Consider the following 16,410-nt stretch of genomic DNA (forward strand, 5'->3'; position numbering starts at 1 on the left):
GGCCCCGGTGGGCAGCACGAGCACATCACGATCAGGAAGGCGGCCACGATGACGCCCCCGCACAACTACCTTGCGGTGATCAAGGTCGTCGGCATCGGCGGCGGCGGCGTGAACGCCGTGAACCGGATGATCGAGGTCGGCCTCAAGGGTGTCGAGTTCATCGCGGTGAACACCGACGCGCAAGCACTGCTCATGTCCGACGCCGACGTCAAGCTCGACATCGGCCGGGAACTGACTCGCGGCCTCGGTGCCGGCGCCGCCCCCGAGGTGGGGCAGAAGGCCGCCGAGGACCACCGCGAGGAGATCGAAGAGGTCATCAAGGGCGCCGACATGGTGTTCGTGACCGCCGGCGAGGGTGGTGGCACCGGCACCGGTGGCGCCCCCGTGGTCGCGCAGATCGCCCGCAAGCTGGGCGCGCTGACCATCGGCGTGGTGACCCGCCCGTTCACCTTCGAGGGCAAGCGCCGCGGCAAGCAGGCCGAGGACGGCATCCAGTCGCTGCGCAACGAGTGCGACACGCTGATCGTGATCCCGAACGACCGGCTGCTGCAGCTCGGCGACATCGGCGTGTCCCTCATGGACGCGTTCCGGTCGGCCGACGAGGTGCTGCTGTCCGGTGTCCAGGGCATCACCGATCTGATCACCACGCCCGGTCTGATCAACCTCGACTTCGCCGACGTGAAGAGCGTGATGTCCGGCGCGGGGTCCGCGCTCATGGGCATCGGCTCGGCGCGCGGCGAGGGCCGGGCCATCCAGGCGGCGGAGAAGGCGATCAACTCGCCGCTGCTCGAGGCGTCGATGGACGGCGCCCACGGCGCGCTGCTGTCGATCGCAGGCGGCTCCGACCTGGGCCTGTTCGAGATCAACGAGGCCGCGTCGCTGGTGCAGGAGTCGGCCCACCCCGACGCCAACATCATCTTCGGCACGATCATCGACGACTCCCTCGGCGACGAGGTCCGCGTCACGGTGATCGCGGCCGGCTTCGACGCCGGCGCGCCCACGCACAAGAAGCTCGACCCGCCCGCGTTCGGTTCGCGCTCGGGCGGCACCACGGCGTCGGCCTCGGCCGGGCACGTGGGCGGCTCGCAGCCGCCGGCTCCGTCGGGTGGCGCCACGCCGGTGCCGCCGGCGAGCAGCTCCGGCTACCCGGTGGCGCCGCCGCGCACCCAGCCACCGCTGCCGCAGCCCGGCACCCCGCCGGGCGGCCTGCCCCAGCCGGGCGGCGGCTCGCGCGGTTACTCGCCGATCGGCTCCGGGCCCACGACCGGCAGCCTGCCGAGCCGTCCGGCCACGGTGCACGACGACCCGTCGGACGACGAGGTCGACGTGCCGCCGTTCATGCGCCGGTAGGGAACCCGTTCACCGCGAAGGCCACCTCGACCCGCCGTCGAGGTGGCCTTCGGCGTGTTCCGGCGTGCTTTGGAAGGATGGCCGGGTGCGAGTACGACGAGTCGTGACGACCAGGGCGGGCGGGGCTTCCCGGCCGCCGTACGACAGTTTCAACCTCGGCGACCACGTCGGGGACGAAGAGGGCAACGTCTTCGCGAACCGCGAGCGGCTGGCTTCCGAGCTCGGCCTCGCGAAGGAGCGGCTGGCGTGGATGGAGCAGGTGCACGGCCGCACGGCCACCGTGGTGGACGGCACCGAGACCCGGGCGGCGGAGGCCACCGACGCGCTGGTGACGGACAAGCCGGGCGTCGCGCTCGTGGTTCTCGTCGCCGACTGCGTGCCGCTGCTGCTGGCCGACCCCGAGGCGGGCGTGGTCGCGGCGGTGCACGCCGGACGCGTGGGCGCGCGCATCGGCGTGGTCCCGGCGGCGGTGGAGGCCATGCGTGGCCTTGGCGCCGAACCGGCCCGCATCGAGGCGCTGCTCGGCCCGGCGATCTGCGGCGCTTGTTACGAAGTGCCCGCCGACATGGCGGCCGACGTCGAGAAGCACGTGCCCGGAAGCGCCTGCAAGACCCGCCAGGGCACGACGGGGCTCGACCTGCGCGCCGGGCTGTGGCGTCAGCTGGCCGGGCTCGGTGTCGGGCGCATCGGCGTTGATCCGCGGTGCACGGCGGAGGACAAGACGCTTTTCAGCTACCGCCGCGACGGGACCACCGGCCGGATCGCCGGGATCACGTGGCTGGAGGCGGCGTGAGCACCCGATCGCGCCGGCCTGCGCGTGCCGCCGACCAGGTGCGGGTGTCCCGCAAAACATGGGAGGCGGCATGAGCGAGGCCGCCCGGCGGGACGAACTGGCGGCCTCGCTGGCTGCGATCGAGGACCGGATCGCCGCGGCGTGCGCGGCCGCGGGACGCGCGCGCGACGAGGTGCGGTTGGTCGGGGTGACCAAGACCTTCCCGGCGTCCGACGCGGCGCTTCTCGTGGATCTGGGGCTGCGTTACCTGGCCGAGAACCGCGACCAGGAGGCCGGTCCCAAGGCTGCGGAGGTCGGGCAGCTGCGCCCCGACGCCGCGCCGCGCTGGCACATGGTCGGCAGCCTGCAGCGCAACAAGGCGCGCTCGGTCGTGCGCTGGGCGGCGGAAGTCCAGTCGGTCGACTCGGCGCGGCTGGCCGACGCGCTGGGCCGCGCGGCGGGCACCGCGCGGGAGGCGGGGGAGCGGGCCGATCCGCTCGACGTCCTCATCCAGGTGAGCCTCGACGGCGACCCGGCGCGGGGCGGCACACCCCTGTCCGACCTCGCCGCGCTGGCCGACCACATCACTCACGTGAGTGAGCTCAGGTTGCGTGGCGTGATGGCCGTCGCACCCCGGGAAGAGGATCCGGGCAGGGCCTTTGCCCTGCTTGCCCAGGTGTCGGAGCGACTTCGCAAAGATCACCCGAATGCCGCAGAAGTCTCCGCCGGGATGAGCCATGATCTCGAACAGGCGATCACGCACGGCTCGACATGTGTGCGTGTCGGAACCGCACTGCTCGGTGGGCGCGGTTTAGCCTCGCCGTAGGGAGTCCGCGTGGCCGTCACGTTTCGTGATCGGTCGGGTGGGGTAGCACGGTGCGGGAGCGGTTAGGGCTAGGGAGAGGCATGAGCGCGCTGCAGAAGCTGAAGGCCTACTTCGGGATGGTGCCCGCGGACGAGGACGGCTACGACGTCGAGGACGAGGACTACCGGCGTGACTACGACGACGAGTACGACTCCTACGACGAACCGCCGGCGCGATCGCGCTCACGGTACCGTGAGGCCGATGACACTTACGACGAGCCCGCTTCGCGGGCCCGGTCACGGTCGGTCACCGCTGCGGAACCGACCACGCACGGCGCTCTCGCCGTGGACCGCCAGCCCGAGCCCGTCGCCCGGCTACGGCCGGTCACCGAGCCCGTGCGCGCGCCCGTCCGCGATCCGTTGAGCCGCATCACCACGCTGCACCCGACGAGCTACGTCGAGGCGCGCGCGATCGGCGAGCACTACCGCGAAGGCATCCCCGTGATCATCAATCTCACGGAGATGGAGAACGCGGACGCCAAGCGGCTCGTCGACTTCGCCGCGGGGCTCGCGTTCGCGCTCCGGGGGTCGATGGACAAGGTCACCAACAAGGTGTTCCTTCTCTCACCGCCGGATGTCGACGTGACCGCGGAGGACCGCCGGCGGATCGCCGAGGGCGGACTTTTCCTGCGCAGCTGAAGTGCGGCTGAAGTCCGGCAGGCCGCTGGGCGCAGCCAGACGTGATTTTGTCGACTCGGCGCCACGCCGGGGCTGCTGGCTGCGACTTCCCCCGGCGTCCCCCGCTAGAGTGGTCGAGTGAATGCTGTGTGGCTGGTGGTCTGGTACGTGCTGTTCGCCTTCTGGCTTCTGTTGACGGCGCGTATCGTGATCGAGCTCGTGCGGACCTTCGCACGAGAGTGGCGTCCCGCCGGAGGGGTTGCGGTCACGCTCGAGACCATCTACACAGTGACCGACCCGCCGGTTCGTCTGTTCAGACGAATGATCCCGATGGTTCGGATCGGCGGGATGGGACTGGACTTATCGATTATGGTGCTGCTGTTGGTTGTGTTCTTCGCGATGCAACTGGCAACTCCCAGGTGATCGGGGAAACCTGGGTGGACCCTGCAGGCCATGGAGTGCGTGAGGTGATCTGATGTCGTTGACCCCCGCTGACGTGCATAACGTCGCGTTCAGCAAGCCGCCCATCGGCAAGAGGGGCTACAACGAGGACGAGGTGGACGCGTTCCTCGACCTGGTGGAGACCGAGCTTGCCCGGTTGATCGAGGACAACAACGAGCTGCGCCAGCAGATCGAACAGCTCGACAACGAGCTGGAGTCGACCCGGGGCGAGCTCGAGAACGCGAAGGTGAGCGGTCCTCCGCCGGTGCGGGACGAGCCGTCCCGCCGCCTGGCGCCCGTGCCGCCGCCGGCTTCGGCGATGGAGCAGACGCAGGCGCACTCGATGGTCGGTGACAGTGGTGAGCCGAACGTGCAGGCCGCCAAGGTCCTCGGCCTCGCCCAGGAGATGGCCGACCGGCTCACCGCCGAGGCGAAGACCGAGTCCGACGGCATGCTGGCGGAGGCGCGGACCAAGTCCGAGCAGCTGCTTTCCGACGCCAGGGCGAAGTCCGACTCGATGGTCAACGAGGCGCGCACTCGCGCCGAGACCATGCTGAACGACGCGCGCACGCGCGCCGAAACGCTCGAGCGCCAGGCGCGCGACAAGGCGACCACCATGGAACGCGAGTCGCAGCGCAAGTACACCGAGACGATGAACAACCTGAACGCCGAGAAGGGTTCGCTGGGCAAGAAGATCGAAGAGCTGCGCACCATCGAGCGCGAGTACCGCACTCGCCTGCGCGGCTTCCTCGAGTCCCAGCTGCGCGAACTCGACGATCGCGGGTCCGCGGCCCCGGCCTCGGCGTCGTCGAACTCGGGCCAGTCCTCCGGCTCCAGCAGCGGCCAGGGCTACTCCTTCGGCCCCCGCGCCGAAGCCGGCTGAGGTTCTTCGCTTCTCTGAGTCTCTGACTTGGCTGATGCCCCGCCGGATCCCCGCTCACCGGGGATCCGGCGGGGCTTCGTCATGCGCGTCGAACGGGTCGTCGTCCTGCGGTTTCCGCATTTTCGGTAGTCGGGTAGTGGCAATTCGTGATCGGCGTTTTCGACGGCCTGGAATGCCCCTGCGCATTAGGTGATGGAATGCGCACGGAATGTCGCGGGCGTGAATTCCGGGATGGGCTTTCGGGCCGGGAAACTGCCCGTTCGGGCCGACCTTGATCGCAAGTTTTTTCCGGGTGGCCTGGCGATTTCCGGTTGTTGCTCCGAGGCGGTGCGCACGGAGTGCGCCGGCCCGCTCGCGCTCTGCGAGACCGGGGTTCGCTCGGTCGGCTTTGCGGCGCCCGACGCGCCCGGGGTCCGGACCGACTTTCCGTGACGTGAGCCTCGCCTGACTCGCGAGGCGCTGGCTCGCCGGGAGCGGACCGGTTCGGCGAGCGCGGCGACCCACGGCGGGCAGGTGTCCTCGGCGCCCCTGATTCGGGAGGGCTTCGGCTCGTTGGGTGCGTCGGGTGGAGTGTTCGGGTTGGCCAGTTCGAGTGGGTGTGCCGGAGATACCCCGGGGTTGGCGAGTGCGGTGCCGCCGCCGCAAGTGATCGACGGCAGGGCGAGTCTTGCGGCTGGGTGGAAGTAGTTTTCCTCGGCGCTCGGCGCGAGTACTCGACCGCCGGGCGAAGCCGGAGTGCTGCCGTTCGGTTCGGTGAATCCGGTGGCGCCCGCGGTTGGCGCGGCGTCGGCCCAGCGGGAGTGGGCGCGTCCGGTCGGTCCGGTGTTGCGGTGGATCGCCGGTTTGTGCGGTTCGGCGCAAGTGATCAACCGCTTGGCGACTGGGGGCCGGCGGGTGAGTGGTGGGGTGGTTGTCGCTGGGGGTGGTGTGGATCTTGGGGGCGGGGGCGGCGGTGGGGTGGCCACGGAATGCATCCGGTGCGGTACCCGGCGTGGGCGGGTCGTGTCCCGGGATCCGGGTTTCGCGTGCTGTAATTCAGCGTGCTCTACATCGTCCTCGTTCTGGTGCTGGCGGCGCTCGCGCTGCTCGTCACGGCGCTCATCACGGCAACCTCGCTGTGGGCGTGGGTCTCGATCGGCCTGTCGGTGCTCGCCGGGCTGATCCTGCTCGTGGACTGGCTGCGGCGGCGCAACCGCCCCGAGCCGGGCGAGGCCAAGGCGGCCGTCGAGGACGCTGGGGCGGGTGAGAAGGCCGCCGAGGTCGAGAATTTCGACGCCGAGCAGACCGCCCTGCTGCCTTCGCGGGGCGAGCTCGGCAACCTGGCCGACGTGCCCGAGCCCGAGATCGAGCCGGCACCCGAGGCGGAGGCCGAAACCGCGCCCGCACCTCAGCCGGCCGGAGCCGCCGCGGACAGCGATGCCACCGTGGACACCTCCGCAGCAGCCAAGGAGACCGCGACCACCGCGACCGCCGAATCCTCGACGGCTGCGACGGCCGCGACCGCTACCGCCGCGACGGCCGAGCCGGCGACCGCCGCCGCCGAAAAGGCGCCTGTCCGCGAAACCCCGCCTGCCGAGGAAAACACGAGCGCCGAGGATCTCGCGGTCGTCAAGGAGCTCGAGGACGTGGTCGTGGTGGTCGACGAGTACCCCCGCTACCACCTCGTCGACTGCCCCTGGCTCTCCGGCCGCGACACCATCCCCATCGGCGTCGGCGAGGCGCGCCAGCTCGGCTTCACCCCGTGCGCGCGCTGCGGTCCCGACGCCGTCCTCGCCGCCGCGCACCGCTGACCGGCCGCGCGCTAAATCCCGAGGATCTCGCCCAGTGCGGCGCTTCCCGCGGGCGTCAGCCGGACCGCGCGATGGGCCTGAGTGCGGCGGCGCAGCCAGCCCGCGTCCAGCAACCGCTCAGCAACGGCCGCACCGAGCGCACCCGCCAAGTGGTGCCGCTGTTCGCTCCAATCCAGACAGAAGCGCAACAACGGCCGCCGCGCTGCGGAAGCCGCCTCGAGATCGACGCCCAAAGAAGCGAACACCGCCGGAGCGGCGGGCCCCAATGCATACGGATGATCCTGTAGCTGCGCGGAAATCCGGTCACCGGGCCGACGCGCAGTGCTCGGGTCACCGTCCACAGTGATCAGTGCGTCGTGCGAAACCAGGGCCGCCGTGATGGCGACGCCCAGCTGACCGGCGACGTGGTCGTAGCAAGTCCGCGCCGAGCGCAAGGCGCCCGCCCGCGTGCCTTCGCGCAGCGAACGGACCGGTCGCGCAGGGGAGAACCGAGCCAAAGTCTTCAACAGCTCCGGGGCCGGGCCGGCGATGCGGTAGAAGCGGTGCCGGCCGGAGCGTTCGGCCGTGACGAGCCCCGCGTCGAGCAGTTTGGCCAGGTGGGAGCTCGCGCCCTGGGCCGACAAGCCCGCCTCGGCGGCCAGCACCGACGCGGCCAGCGCGCGGCCGTCGCCCAGGGCGAGCAGCACGCGGACCCGCGCAGGGTCGGCGAAGAGGGCCGCGGTCGCGGCGATGTCTGCGTCTCCGTCCACGATGTCCAGGGTGCACCCGCGACACTTCCACCGCGACGGAAGCGTCCACGAGGTCCACTGGGGACCATGAGACCGGCGCTCCTGATCACCCTGTGCACCGGGATGTTCCTGGTGCAGCTCGACGTCACCGTCGTCAACGTCGCCCTCCCCACCCTCGGCGAGCAACTCCACGCAGGACTGACCGCGCTGCAATGGGTCGTCGACGGCTACTCCGTCGTCCTCGCGGCGCTGCTGCTCGCGGGCGGCGCGCTCGGCGACGTCCTCGGCCACCGCGGCGTGGTGCTCACGGGGCTGGTGGTGTTCGGCGTCGCGTCCGCCGCGTGCGGGTTCGCCCAGTCCGCGTCCTGGCTGATCGCCGCCCGGGCCGTACAGGGGATCGGCGCCGCGCTGCTGCTGCCGGGCACACTCGCCGTGATCAACCGGCAGTGCCCGGATCCGAGCACCCGAGCCCGCGCCCTCGGTGTCTGGGCCGGCGTGTCAGCGCTCGCCTTGCCCGCCGGCCCGCTGCTCGGCGGGGTGCTCGTCTCCCTCGCCGGCTGGCGACCTGTCTTCCTGCTCAATGTGCCGATCGTCGTGGCAGCGGCGCTCGCCGTCCGGAAGCTGGTCCAACCCGGCGCCCGCACACCCGGCCGCATCGACCTGCCGGGTGCCGCCACGGCCGCCCTCGCCCTCGGCGCCGGCGTCTACGCCGTGATCGGACACCAGCCCGTCGCCGCCGTCATCGCCGTGACGGCGGCGGCGACATTCCTCGTCGTCGAGTACCGCTCCGCCGACCCGATGCTGCCCCTGGGCCTGCTCAAATCCCGCCGCACCGCCGGCGCCACCACCATCTCCGCCGCCATGAACTTCGTCGGACTCGGCGCGGTCCTTGTGTTCACCCTCTACCTGCAGAGCGTGCTGTACCTGAAACCGCTCGACGCGGGACTCGCCCTGCTCCCGCTCTTCCTGCCCCTGGTCCTGCTCGGCCCGTTCAGCGGCCGCCTCACCGCGAAGCTCGGCCCCCGCTCGCCGATCATCGGCGGACTCCTCCTCGGAGCGACCGGCCTCGGCGCACTCCTGCGCGTCGACACGACAACGACTTACCCCACCCTCCTGCCCGCGCTTCTCGGCCTCGGCGCAGGCATGGGGCTGCTCACCGCCGCCGTCGTCACGGCCGCCGTCACCGACGCGCCTCCCGAACGCGCGGGCGTCGCCGGCGGCGTCAACAACGCCGCCCGCCAAGCCGCCGGAGCACTCGGCGTCGCGGTTTTCGGCGCAGTCGCGGGAGATCCGGCGAACCACCCGGCCTTCGTGCACGGCCTCCACACCCTCGGCGTCATCGCCGCCGCACTCTGGCTCGCCGCCGCGGCCCTCGCCGCCGTCACCACCGGACCCCGGGCCACCGCAAACGCGGTTGCGCACCCGGGCTAACCTGGTACCAGCAAGGCGTCGATCCGGCCATCACCGGGGAGCCTCCGGAAGAACGGGGCGCGTGCGTCCCCAGTAGACCCGGACGGGGCGGCCCGTCACAGCCGACGAACGAGTGGCCCGGCAGTACGAACGCCGGGCAAGCGGGGTGGTACCGCGTGACGCGCGAGCGTCTCGTCCCCGTGTGGGTGACCGGTAGGCACCGGTCATCCGTACGCGAGCGACGAACGCAAGGAGCGCACCCCGATGTACCCGAAGGCCCAGGTGGACGGCGAGACGTCGGTCCCGGCCCAGCCGTCGTTCCCCGCGCTGGAGCAGCGCGTGCTCGAGTACTGGGAGACCGACCGGACGTTCCAGGCCTCGATCGACGCGCGCCCGGCCGGGGCGAACGGCGACAACGAGTACGTGTTCTACGACGGCCCGCCCTTCGCCAACGGCCTGCCGCACTACGGGCACCTGCTCACCGGGTACGTGAAGGACATCGTCCCGCGCTACCAGACGATGAAGGGCAAGCACGTCGACCGCCGGTTCGGCTGGGACACCCACGGCCTGCCCGCCGAACTCGAGGCGATGCGACAGCTCGGCATCACGGAGAAGGAAGAGATCGAGGCGATGGGGGTCGCCAAGTTCAACGACGCCTCCCGCGAGTCCGTGCTGCGCTACACCAAGGAGTGGGAGGAGTACGTCACCCGCCAGGCGCGCTGGGTCGACTTCGACAACGACTACAAGACGCTCGACCTGCCCTACATGGAGTCGGTCATCTGGGCGTTCAAGCAGCTGTGGGACAAGGGGCTGGTGTACGAGGGCTACCGCGTGCTGCCCTACTGCTGGCGCGACGAGACGCCGCTGTCCAACCACGAACTGCGCATGGACGACGACGTCTACCGCACCCGCCAGGACCCGGCCGTCACGGTCGGGTTCCGCTTGGAAGGCAACGGGAACGAGCTCGACGGCACGTACCTGCTCATCTGGACGACCACGCCGTGGACCCTGCCCTCGAACCTCGCCACCGCCGTGCACCCCGAGGTGCGCTACGTGGTGGTGGAGAGCGAGAACTTCCCCGGCAAGCGGTTCCTGCTCGCCGAAGCCCGCGTCGGCGCGTACGCGCGCGAGCTCGGCGAAGAGCCGACGGTCGTGGCGCACTACACCGGTGCGGAGCTGCTCGGAAACCGTTACGCCCCACCGTTCCCGTACTTCCTCGGCCGCGAGAACGCGCACCGGGTCCTGTCGGCGGACTACGTCACGACCGAAGACGGCACCGGCGTCGTGCACATCGCTCCCGCCTACGGTGAAGAGGACAAGGTCGTCACCGACGCCGCGGGCATCACGCCGGCCACCCCGGTCGACGCGCGCGGCCGTTTCGACGCGACCGTGCCCGACTACGAGGGCCAGCAGGTGTTCGAGGCCAACCCGAACATCATCCGCGACCTCAAGAACGGCACGGGTTCCGCCGCGCAGCAGAGCCCGATCCTGTTGCGCCACGAGACCTACGAGCACCCGTATCCGCACTGCTGGCGCTGCCGCAACCCGCTGATCTACCGGGCGGTGTCGTCGTGGTTCGTCGCGGTGACGCAGTTCAAGGACCGCATGGTCGAGCTCAACCAGCAGATCACGTGGTACCCGGACAACGTCAAGGACGGCCAGTTCGGCAAGTGGCTGGAGAACGCCCGCGACTGGTCGATCTCCCGCAACCGCTACTGGGGCTCGCCGATCCCGGTGTGGCAGTCGGACGACCCGACCTACCCGCGCACCGACGTCTACGGTTCACTCGACGACCTCGAGCGCGATTTCGGGGTGCGGCTGGACAACTTGCACCGGCCGTACATCGACGAGCTGACCCGGCCGAACCCGGACGACCCGACCGGGAACTCGACCATGCGCCGCGTGCCCGAGGTGCTCGACGTGTGGTTCGACTCGGGCTCGATGCCGTACGCCCAGGTGCACTACCCGTTCGAGAACGCCGAGTGGTTCGAGCACCACTACCCGAGCGACTTCATCGTGGAGTACATCGGGCAGACGCGCGGCTGGTTCTACCTGCTGCACGTGCTCGCGACGGCGCTGTTCGACCGGCCGGCGTTCCGCACCTGCATCAGCCACGGCATCGTGCTCGGCTCCGACGGGCAGAAGATGTCGAAGTCGCTGCGGAACTACCCGGACGTGACCGAGGTGTTCGACCGCGACGGGTCCGACGCCATGCGGTGGTACCTCATGGCGAGCCCGATCCTGCGCGGCGGCAACCTCGTCGTCACCGACCGGGGCATCCGCGACGCCGTGCGCCAGGCTGTGCTGCCGCTGTGGAACTCGTACTACTTCCTCGCCCTCTACGCCAACGCCGAGGGCGTGGAAGGCCGGTGGCGTACGGATTCGGCGCACCTGCTCGACCGCTACGTGCTCGCGAAGACCCACGAGCTCGTGACGGACGTCGAGTACGCGCTGGACAACTACGACATCGCCGACGCGTGCCAGACCGTGCGCGACTTCCTGGAGGTGCTCACGAACTGGTACGTGCGCCGTTCGCGCGACCGGTTCTGGGCGGGTGACCAGGACGCGATCGACACGCTGCACACGGTGCTCGAGGTGACCTCCCGCGTCGTCGCGCCGCTGCTGCCGCTCACGACCGAGACGGTGTGGCGCGGCCTCACCGGCGGCCGTTCGGTGCACCTGACCGACTGGCCGAGCTCGCTCGACCTGCCGGCCGACGCGGCGCTGGTCACGGCCATGGACCGCGTGCGGCAGGTGGCGTCGACGGCGCTCTCGCTGCGCAAGGCCAACAAGCTGCGCGTGCGGCTGCCGCTGGCGAAGCTGCTGGTCGCGGCCGAGGACGTGGAGGCGCTGCGCGAGTTCACCGACATCCTGCGCGACGAGGTGAACGTGAAGTCGGTCGAGCTGACCACCGACGTCGCGGCGCACGGCTCGTTCGAGGTCGCCGTGAACGCGCGGGCGGCCGGGCCGCGGCTGGGCAAGGACGTGCAGAAGGTCATCAAGGCCGTGAAGGCCGGTGACTGGACCACGAACCCGGGCGGCGTCGTGGTGGCGGCAGGAGTCGAGCTGCTCGAAGGCGAGTACGAGCGGCGCTTGGTGGCCAAGGACGGCGGCGCGGCGGCCGAGCTGCCGGGCGGCAGCGGGCTGGTGCAGCTCGACACCGAGGTCACGGCCGACCTGGCCGACGAGGGCATCGCCCGTGACCTGGTGCGCGTGGTGCAGCAGGCCCGCCGCGAAGCCGGCCTCGACGTGTCCGACCGAGTCGCGCTCACGATCGACCCCCCGGACGAGGTCGTGGCCGCGGTGCGCAAGTTCGAGGAGTTCGTGGCGTCGGAAACGCTGGCCACCTCGGTGACCTACGGCGACGCTCCCGAGGGCTTCGAGGGCACTGTCGGCGACGGCGTGAAGGTCCGCGTGGCGGTCGAGAAGGCGTAGCGAACCGGCCTTCCCGGCGTTGATCACGAATCGGCGTCGGGAAGGCCGCTTTCTCACCTGTAACGCCTCTTGTCCGTCAGCGATGGGCAAGCTGGGCCGAGTGCGCGCACGTCGCACGGGCCTGGGGGAGAGTCGCAAGTGAGTCCAGCCGGTAAGAGAGCTGTCCTGATCGGTGGCGCGGTCGCGATGGTGGCGATCGTCGTCGCGGCGGTGGTGCTGCTGACCGGCGGTTCGCCGGCGCCCGAGGCAGCGGCCGAGCCGACCGAGAGCTCGGTCGCGGCGGGACCGGTCGCCCCGGACCCGACGTCGGCGGCGCAGCTCTACCTGAACGACTTCGCGGGCAACCAGACCGACGAGGCCAGCCTGCTCACCGACAACCCGCACGACGCGGCCGCCGCGCTGCGCGACGCCTGGTACACGCTCAAGCCGCAGGACGTGCAGGCCAAGATCGACAAGGTCGAGCCTGCCGCCGCGACTGCGACGAAGACGGCCGCGAGCTACACGCTCACCTGGAACCTCGGCCCCGGCCACGTCTGGTCCTACAGCGGCAGCTTCGACGTGGTGAAGTCCGGCGACAGCTGGCGGGTGCACTGGACGCCCGCCACGCTGCACCCGAAGCTGCAGGCCGGCCAGCGGCTCGTGATCGCGGCCGCGGCGGCCGACGAGGCCGTGGTGGTGGACCGCGACGGCAAGCCGGTGGTCATCAGCGGGCCGGGTGGCACGCACCTCGATCCTGCCGCGAAGTTCCCGTTGCTGACGCAGGCGCTGACCGGACAGGGCACGTCGGCGCCGTCGGACACCTTCGCGGTCCAGCGGGTCGACACCTCGGGCAAGGCGCTGGAAACGCTCTTCGGCAAGACCGAGAGCGGGCAGCAGGCGGTGAAGTCCACGGTGAGCGTCTCCGTGCAGAACGCGGCCCAGTCGGCCGTCGACTCCTACCGCGGCAAGGCCGTGATCGTGGCGATCCAGCCGTCCAACGGCGGGGTGCTGGCGGTGGCGCAGAACGCCGCCGCGGGTACGAGTCCCTCGGCGCTGAACGGCCTGTACGCGCCGGGTTCGACGTTCAAGATCGCGACCGCGACGGCGGCCCTGGAGGCCGGCGTTGTCACGAAGGACTCGCAGGTGCCGTGCCCGCTCACCGCGCGGATCGGCACCCGCACGATCTCCAACGAGGGCTTCGACCTCGGCACCACCACCGTGCACCGCGCGTTCGCGCATTCGTGCAACACCTCGTTCGGTCAGCTCGCCTCGCAGCTGCCGCCGGACGCGCTCGCCAAGGCCGCGAGCCAGTACGGCCTCAACGCCGACTTCGACATCCCCGGCCTCACCACCGAGATGGGCAAGGTCGGTGCCGCCGGCAGCGCCGACGAGCAGGTGGAGGACGGTATCGGCCAAGGCACCGTGCAGGTGAGCCCGTTCGGCGAGGCGGTGATGGCCGCGACGGTGGCCGCGGGTAAGGCGGTGACGCCGAAGCTGTGGCTGGACGCCTCGTCGGCCACGACCGTGAACGAGGGCTACCGGGCGCCGTCGGCGAGCGTGCTGGCCTCGGTGCGCGCGATGATGCGCGAGGTCGTCACGGGCGGTACCGCGACCGGACTGGCGCGCTCGGGCACCGTCTACGGCAAGACCGGCACCGCGCAGTTCGGTGACGGCGCCGAAGCGCACGGCTGGTTCGTGGGCTACCGCGGAGACGTCGCGTTCTGCGTGTTCCTGGAGGGCGGCAACGACTCCGGCCCCGCCGTCACGCTCGGCGCGAAGTTCCTCGCCGGCGTGAAGTAGCGCTTCGGCGGCGGCCGAAGCGTCGGGCTCCTACGGTGAGGGCATGGAGACCGTCGCGCTGGCCGAGGTGGCCGCGGTGCTCGCCGACCCGAGCCGGGCGACGATGTGCCTCGCCCTGCTGGACGGGCGCGCCTGGACGATCGGCGAGCTGGCCGCGGCGGCACGGATCGCGGTGTCGACCGCGAGCGAGCACGTGACCCGGCTGCACGACGCCGGGTTCGTCGCCCGGGTGAAGCAGGGCCGGCACGCGTACGTCCGCATCGCCGACCCGCGCGTGGCCGAGCTGATCGAGCACCTGGCGCAGCACGCCGAGCACCGCGAACCGGTGGGGCTGAAGGCGTCCCTGCGTACGCAGCGGCTGAGTTTCGCGCGCAGCTGCTACGACCATCTCGCGGGCACCGTCGGTGTGGCGCTGCGCGAGGGCTTGATCGCGAAGGGGATCGTCGACACGGGGGACGGACTGACGCTGACCGCGGCCGGGCGCGAGGTGCTCGGCCAACTCGGTGTCGCCGTGCCGGAGCGCGGCCGGCGCCCCTTGCTGCGTGACTGTCTGGATTGGACGGAGCGGCGCGACCACCTCGCCGGTGCCGTGCCCGCGGCGATCCTGGCGCGGGCCGTCGACGCGGGGTGGGTGACCCGGGACCGGCAACGCGCGGTGCGGTTGAGGCCGGCCGGGGAGAAGCCGTTCGCGGCGCTCGGTGTCGATCTGGCGACACTGGGTGGCGATCGAGTGTCCTAACACACCACTTTGCCCGAGTTGTCCAGTGGTGCACGAACGAGTGAACGCCCCCGTCTCTCTATTCTGGAAGCCCACGGCGACCGGGAGGGGGCGGAGATGGATCAGCTTCCCCTGCTGCTCGGCGTCGGCGGAGTGGTGCTGCTCGCGTCGGTGGTCGCCGTGCGCGTGTCGATCCGGCTGGGCCTGCCGTCGCTGCTGCTGTACCTCGGCATCGGCGTGGCGCTGGGCGAGTCGGGCATCGGCATCCAATTCGACAACCCCGGCCTGACGCAGTCGCTCGGGCTCGCCGCGCTCGTCATGATCCTCACCGAAGGCGGGCTCACCACGCGGTGGCAGGCCGTGAAACCCGCACTGGGGCTGGGTATCCTGCTGTCCACAGTGGCCGTGATCGTGACCATCGCGGCGACCGGCGCCGCGCTGCACTGGCTGCTCGGGCTCGACTGGCGGCTCGCGCTGCTGTGGGGTGCGGTGCTCGCCTCGACCGACGCGGCGGCGGTGTTCTCGGTGTTGCGTTCGGTGGGGGTGCGCCCGAAGCTCGTCGGCGCGCTGGAGTTGGAGTCCGGCATCAACGACGCGCCGGCGTACATCGCGGTGATCGTGCTCGCGTCGGGGGCCGCCGTGGACTGGACCCTGCCGCTGTTGGTCGTTTACGAGCTCGCCGCCGGGCTCGTGATCGGCTTGCTGTTCGGCTGGCTGGGCGCGATGGCGCTGCGCCGGGCCGCACTGCCGGCCACCGGCCTGTACCCGCTGGCGACGGTGGCCGTGTGCATCCTCGCGTACTCCTCCGGCCAACTGGCGCACGCGTCCGGGCTGCTCGCCACGTACGTCGCGGCGCTGGTGCTGGGCAACTCCAGGCTGCCGCACCGCTCCGACACGCTCTCGTTCGCCGAAGGCCTCGGCTGGCTCGCGCAGATCGGCCTGTTCGTGCTGCTCGGGCTCTTCGCGTCGCCGAGCCGGCTGCTGGAGACGCTCGTGCCCGGCCTCGTCGCGGGCGCGGTGGTGCTGCTGCTCGCGCGGCCCCTGTCGGTGGTGATCTCGCTGCTGCCGTTCCGGCTGCCGTGGCGGGAGCAGGCGTTCCTGTCGTGGGCGGGCCTGCGCGGAGCCGTGCCGATCGTGCTCGCGATGATCCCGCTTTCGCAGGGCGTGCCGGGTGCACAACGGCTGGTCGACGCCGTGTTCGTGCTGGTCATCGTGGTCACGCTGCTGCAGGGGGTCACACTCGGGCCGTTCGCGCGCCGGCTCGGGCTCACGAAGAGGGCCGAGGCCCAGGAGATCGAGGTCGACGCCGCGCCGCTCGACGAGCTCGGCGCGGAGTTGCTGCAGGTGCGCATCCAGAAGGGCTCGAAGCTGCACGGCGTATACATCTCCGAGCTCGGGCTGCCCGCCGGCGCCACCGTGAGCCTCGTGGTCCGCCACGGCTCCGGGTTCACGCCGCAGAAGACCAGCCGCCTGCAGGAGGACGACCAGCTGCTGGTGGTCACCACGGCGGCGGTCCGTGACGCGACCGAGCGCCGGATCCGCGCCGTCGACCGGGCCGGGCGGCTCGCGCGTTGGCGCGGTGAGCTGGGCCGCTGAGTCGAGCTGGCGTCCTCGAAGCGGGA

Annotated in this window: 13 protein-coding genes; 12 read left to right on the forward strand and 1 reads right to left on the reverse strand. The window is 71.2% G+C overall.

What is annotated here, in order from left to right; all coding sequences use genetic code 11:
• The first annotated feature begins 48 nt into the window (after window positions 1–48).
• The 7 genes from ftsZ (at window position 49) to AB0383_RS43410 (ending at window position 6,718) form a co-directional block, all read left to right on the forward strand.
• Window positions 49–1,350, forward strand: a complete 1,302-nt coding sequence (gene ftsZ, locus AB0383_RS43380; protein WP_364186365.1) for a cell division protein FtsZ — start codon at window positions 49–51, stop codon at window positions 1,348–1,350.
• A gap of 85 nt (window positions 1,351–1,435) precedes the next feature.
• On the forward strand, window positions 1,436–2,143 hold the full coding sequence (gene pgeF / locus AB0383_RS43385; RefSeq protein WP_364186363.1) for a peptidoglycan editing factor PgeF: 708 nt from the start codon (window positions 1,436–1,438) through the stop codon (window positions 2,141–2,143).
• Between the two features lie 70 nt (window positions 2,144–2,213).
• A complete protein-coding gene (locus AB0383_RS43390) occupies window positions 2,214–2,948 on the forward strand; it encodes a YggS family pyridoxal phosphate-dependent enzyme (protein ID WP_364186362.1) in 735 nt (244 codons plus the stop codon).
• 80 nt (window positions 2,949–3,028) lie between these two features.
• On the forward strand, window positions 3,029–3,625 hold the full coding sequence (sepF, locus tag AB0383_RS43395) for a cell division protein SepF (RefSeq protein ID WP_364186361.1): 597 nt from the start codon (window positions 3,029–3,031) through the stop codon (window positions 3,623–3,625).
• 126 nt (window positions 3,626–3,751) lie between these two features.
• Complete coding sequence (locus tag AB0383_RS43400) at window positions 3,752–4,027, forward strand: YggT family protein (protein WP_091616814.1); 276 nt, start codon at window positions 3,752–3,754, stop codon at window positions 4,025–4,027.
• A 52-nt stretch (window positions 4,028–4,079) separates the two neighbouring features.
• A complete protein-coding gene (locus AB0383_RS43405) occupies window positions 4,080–4,928 on the forward strand; it encodes a DivIVA domain-containing protein (RefSeq protein WP_364186359.1) in 849 nt (282 codons plus the stop codon).
• A gap of 1,040 nt (window positions 4,929–5,968) precedes the next feature.
• Window positions 5,969–6,718 (forward strand): hypothetical protein, encoded by a 750-nt coding sequence (locus AB0383_RS43410; protein ID WP_364186357.1) that lies wholly within the window; start codon window positions 5,969–5,971, stop codon window positions 6,716–6,718.
• Window positions 6,719–6,729: 11 nt separating this feature from the next.
• Here AB0383_RS43410 and AB0383_RS43415 read toward each other — a convergent pair whose 3' ends face one another.
• Window positions 6,730–7,467, reverse strand: a complete 738-nt coding sequence (locus tag AB0383_RS43415; RefSeq protein WP_364186355.1) for a metalloregulator ArsR/SmtB family transcription factor — start codon at window positions 7,465–7,467, stop codon at window positions 6,730–6,732.
• Between the two features lie 66 nt (window positions 7,468–7,533).
• Here AB0383_RS43415 and AB0383_RS43420 point away from each other — a divergent pair, with 66 nt between their 5' ends.
• The 5 genes from AB0383_RS43420 (at window position 7,534) to AB0383_RS43440 (ending at window position 16,384) form a co-directional block, all read left to right on the forward strand.
• Window positions 7,534–8,877: an MFS transporter gene (locus AB0383_RS43420; RefSeq protein ID WP_364186353.1), complete on the forward strand. Its 1,344-nt coding sequence runs from the start codon at window positions 7,534–7,536 to the stop codon at window positions 8,875–8,877.
• A gap of 243 nt (window positions 8,878–9,120) precedes the next feature.
• On the forward strand, window positions 9,121–12,291 hold the full coding sequence (gene ileS, locus AB0383_RS43425) for an isoleucine--tRNA ligase (RefSeq protein ID WP_366190317.1): 3,171 nt from the start codon (window positions 9,121–9,123) through the stop codon (window positions 12,289–12,291).
• Window positions 12,292–12,429: 138 nt separating this feature from the next.
• Window positions 12,430–14,070 carry a penicillin-binding transpeptidase domain-containing protein gene (locus tag AB0383_RS43430; protein ID WP_364186350.1) on the forward strand — a complete coding sequence of 547 codons (1,641 nt, stop codon included), beginning with the start codon at window positions 12,430–12,432 and terminating at the stop codon, window positions 14,068–14,070.
• Window positions 14,071–14,113: 43 nt separating this feature from the next.
• Entirely contained in the window at window positions 14,114–14,809 is a 696-nt protein-coding gene (locus AB0383_RS43435; protein ID WP_364186348.1) for a helix-turn-helix domain-containing protein, read from the forward strand.
• 96 nt (window positions 14,810–14,905) lie between these two features.
• Complete coding sequence (locus AB0383_RS43440) at window positions 14,906–16,384, forward strand: potassium/proton antiporter (RefSeq protein ID WP_364186346.1); 1,479 nt, start codon at window positions 14,906–14,908, stop codon at window positions 16,382–16,384.
• The last annotated feature ends 26 nt before the right edge of the window (window positions 16,385–16,410 follow it).

The sequence above is a fragment of the Amycolatopsis sp. NPDC051373 genome, from assembly GCF_040689465.1.
Taxonomy (GTDB): domain Bacteria; phylum Actinomycetota; class Actinomycetes; order Mycobacteriales; family Pseudonocardiaceae; genus Amycolatopsis.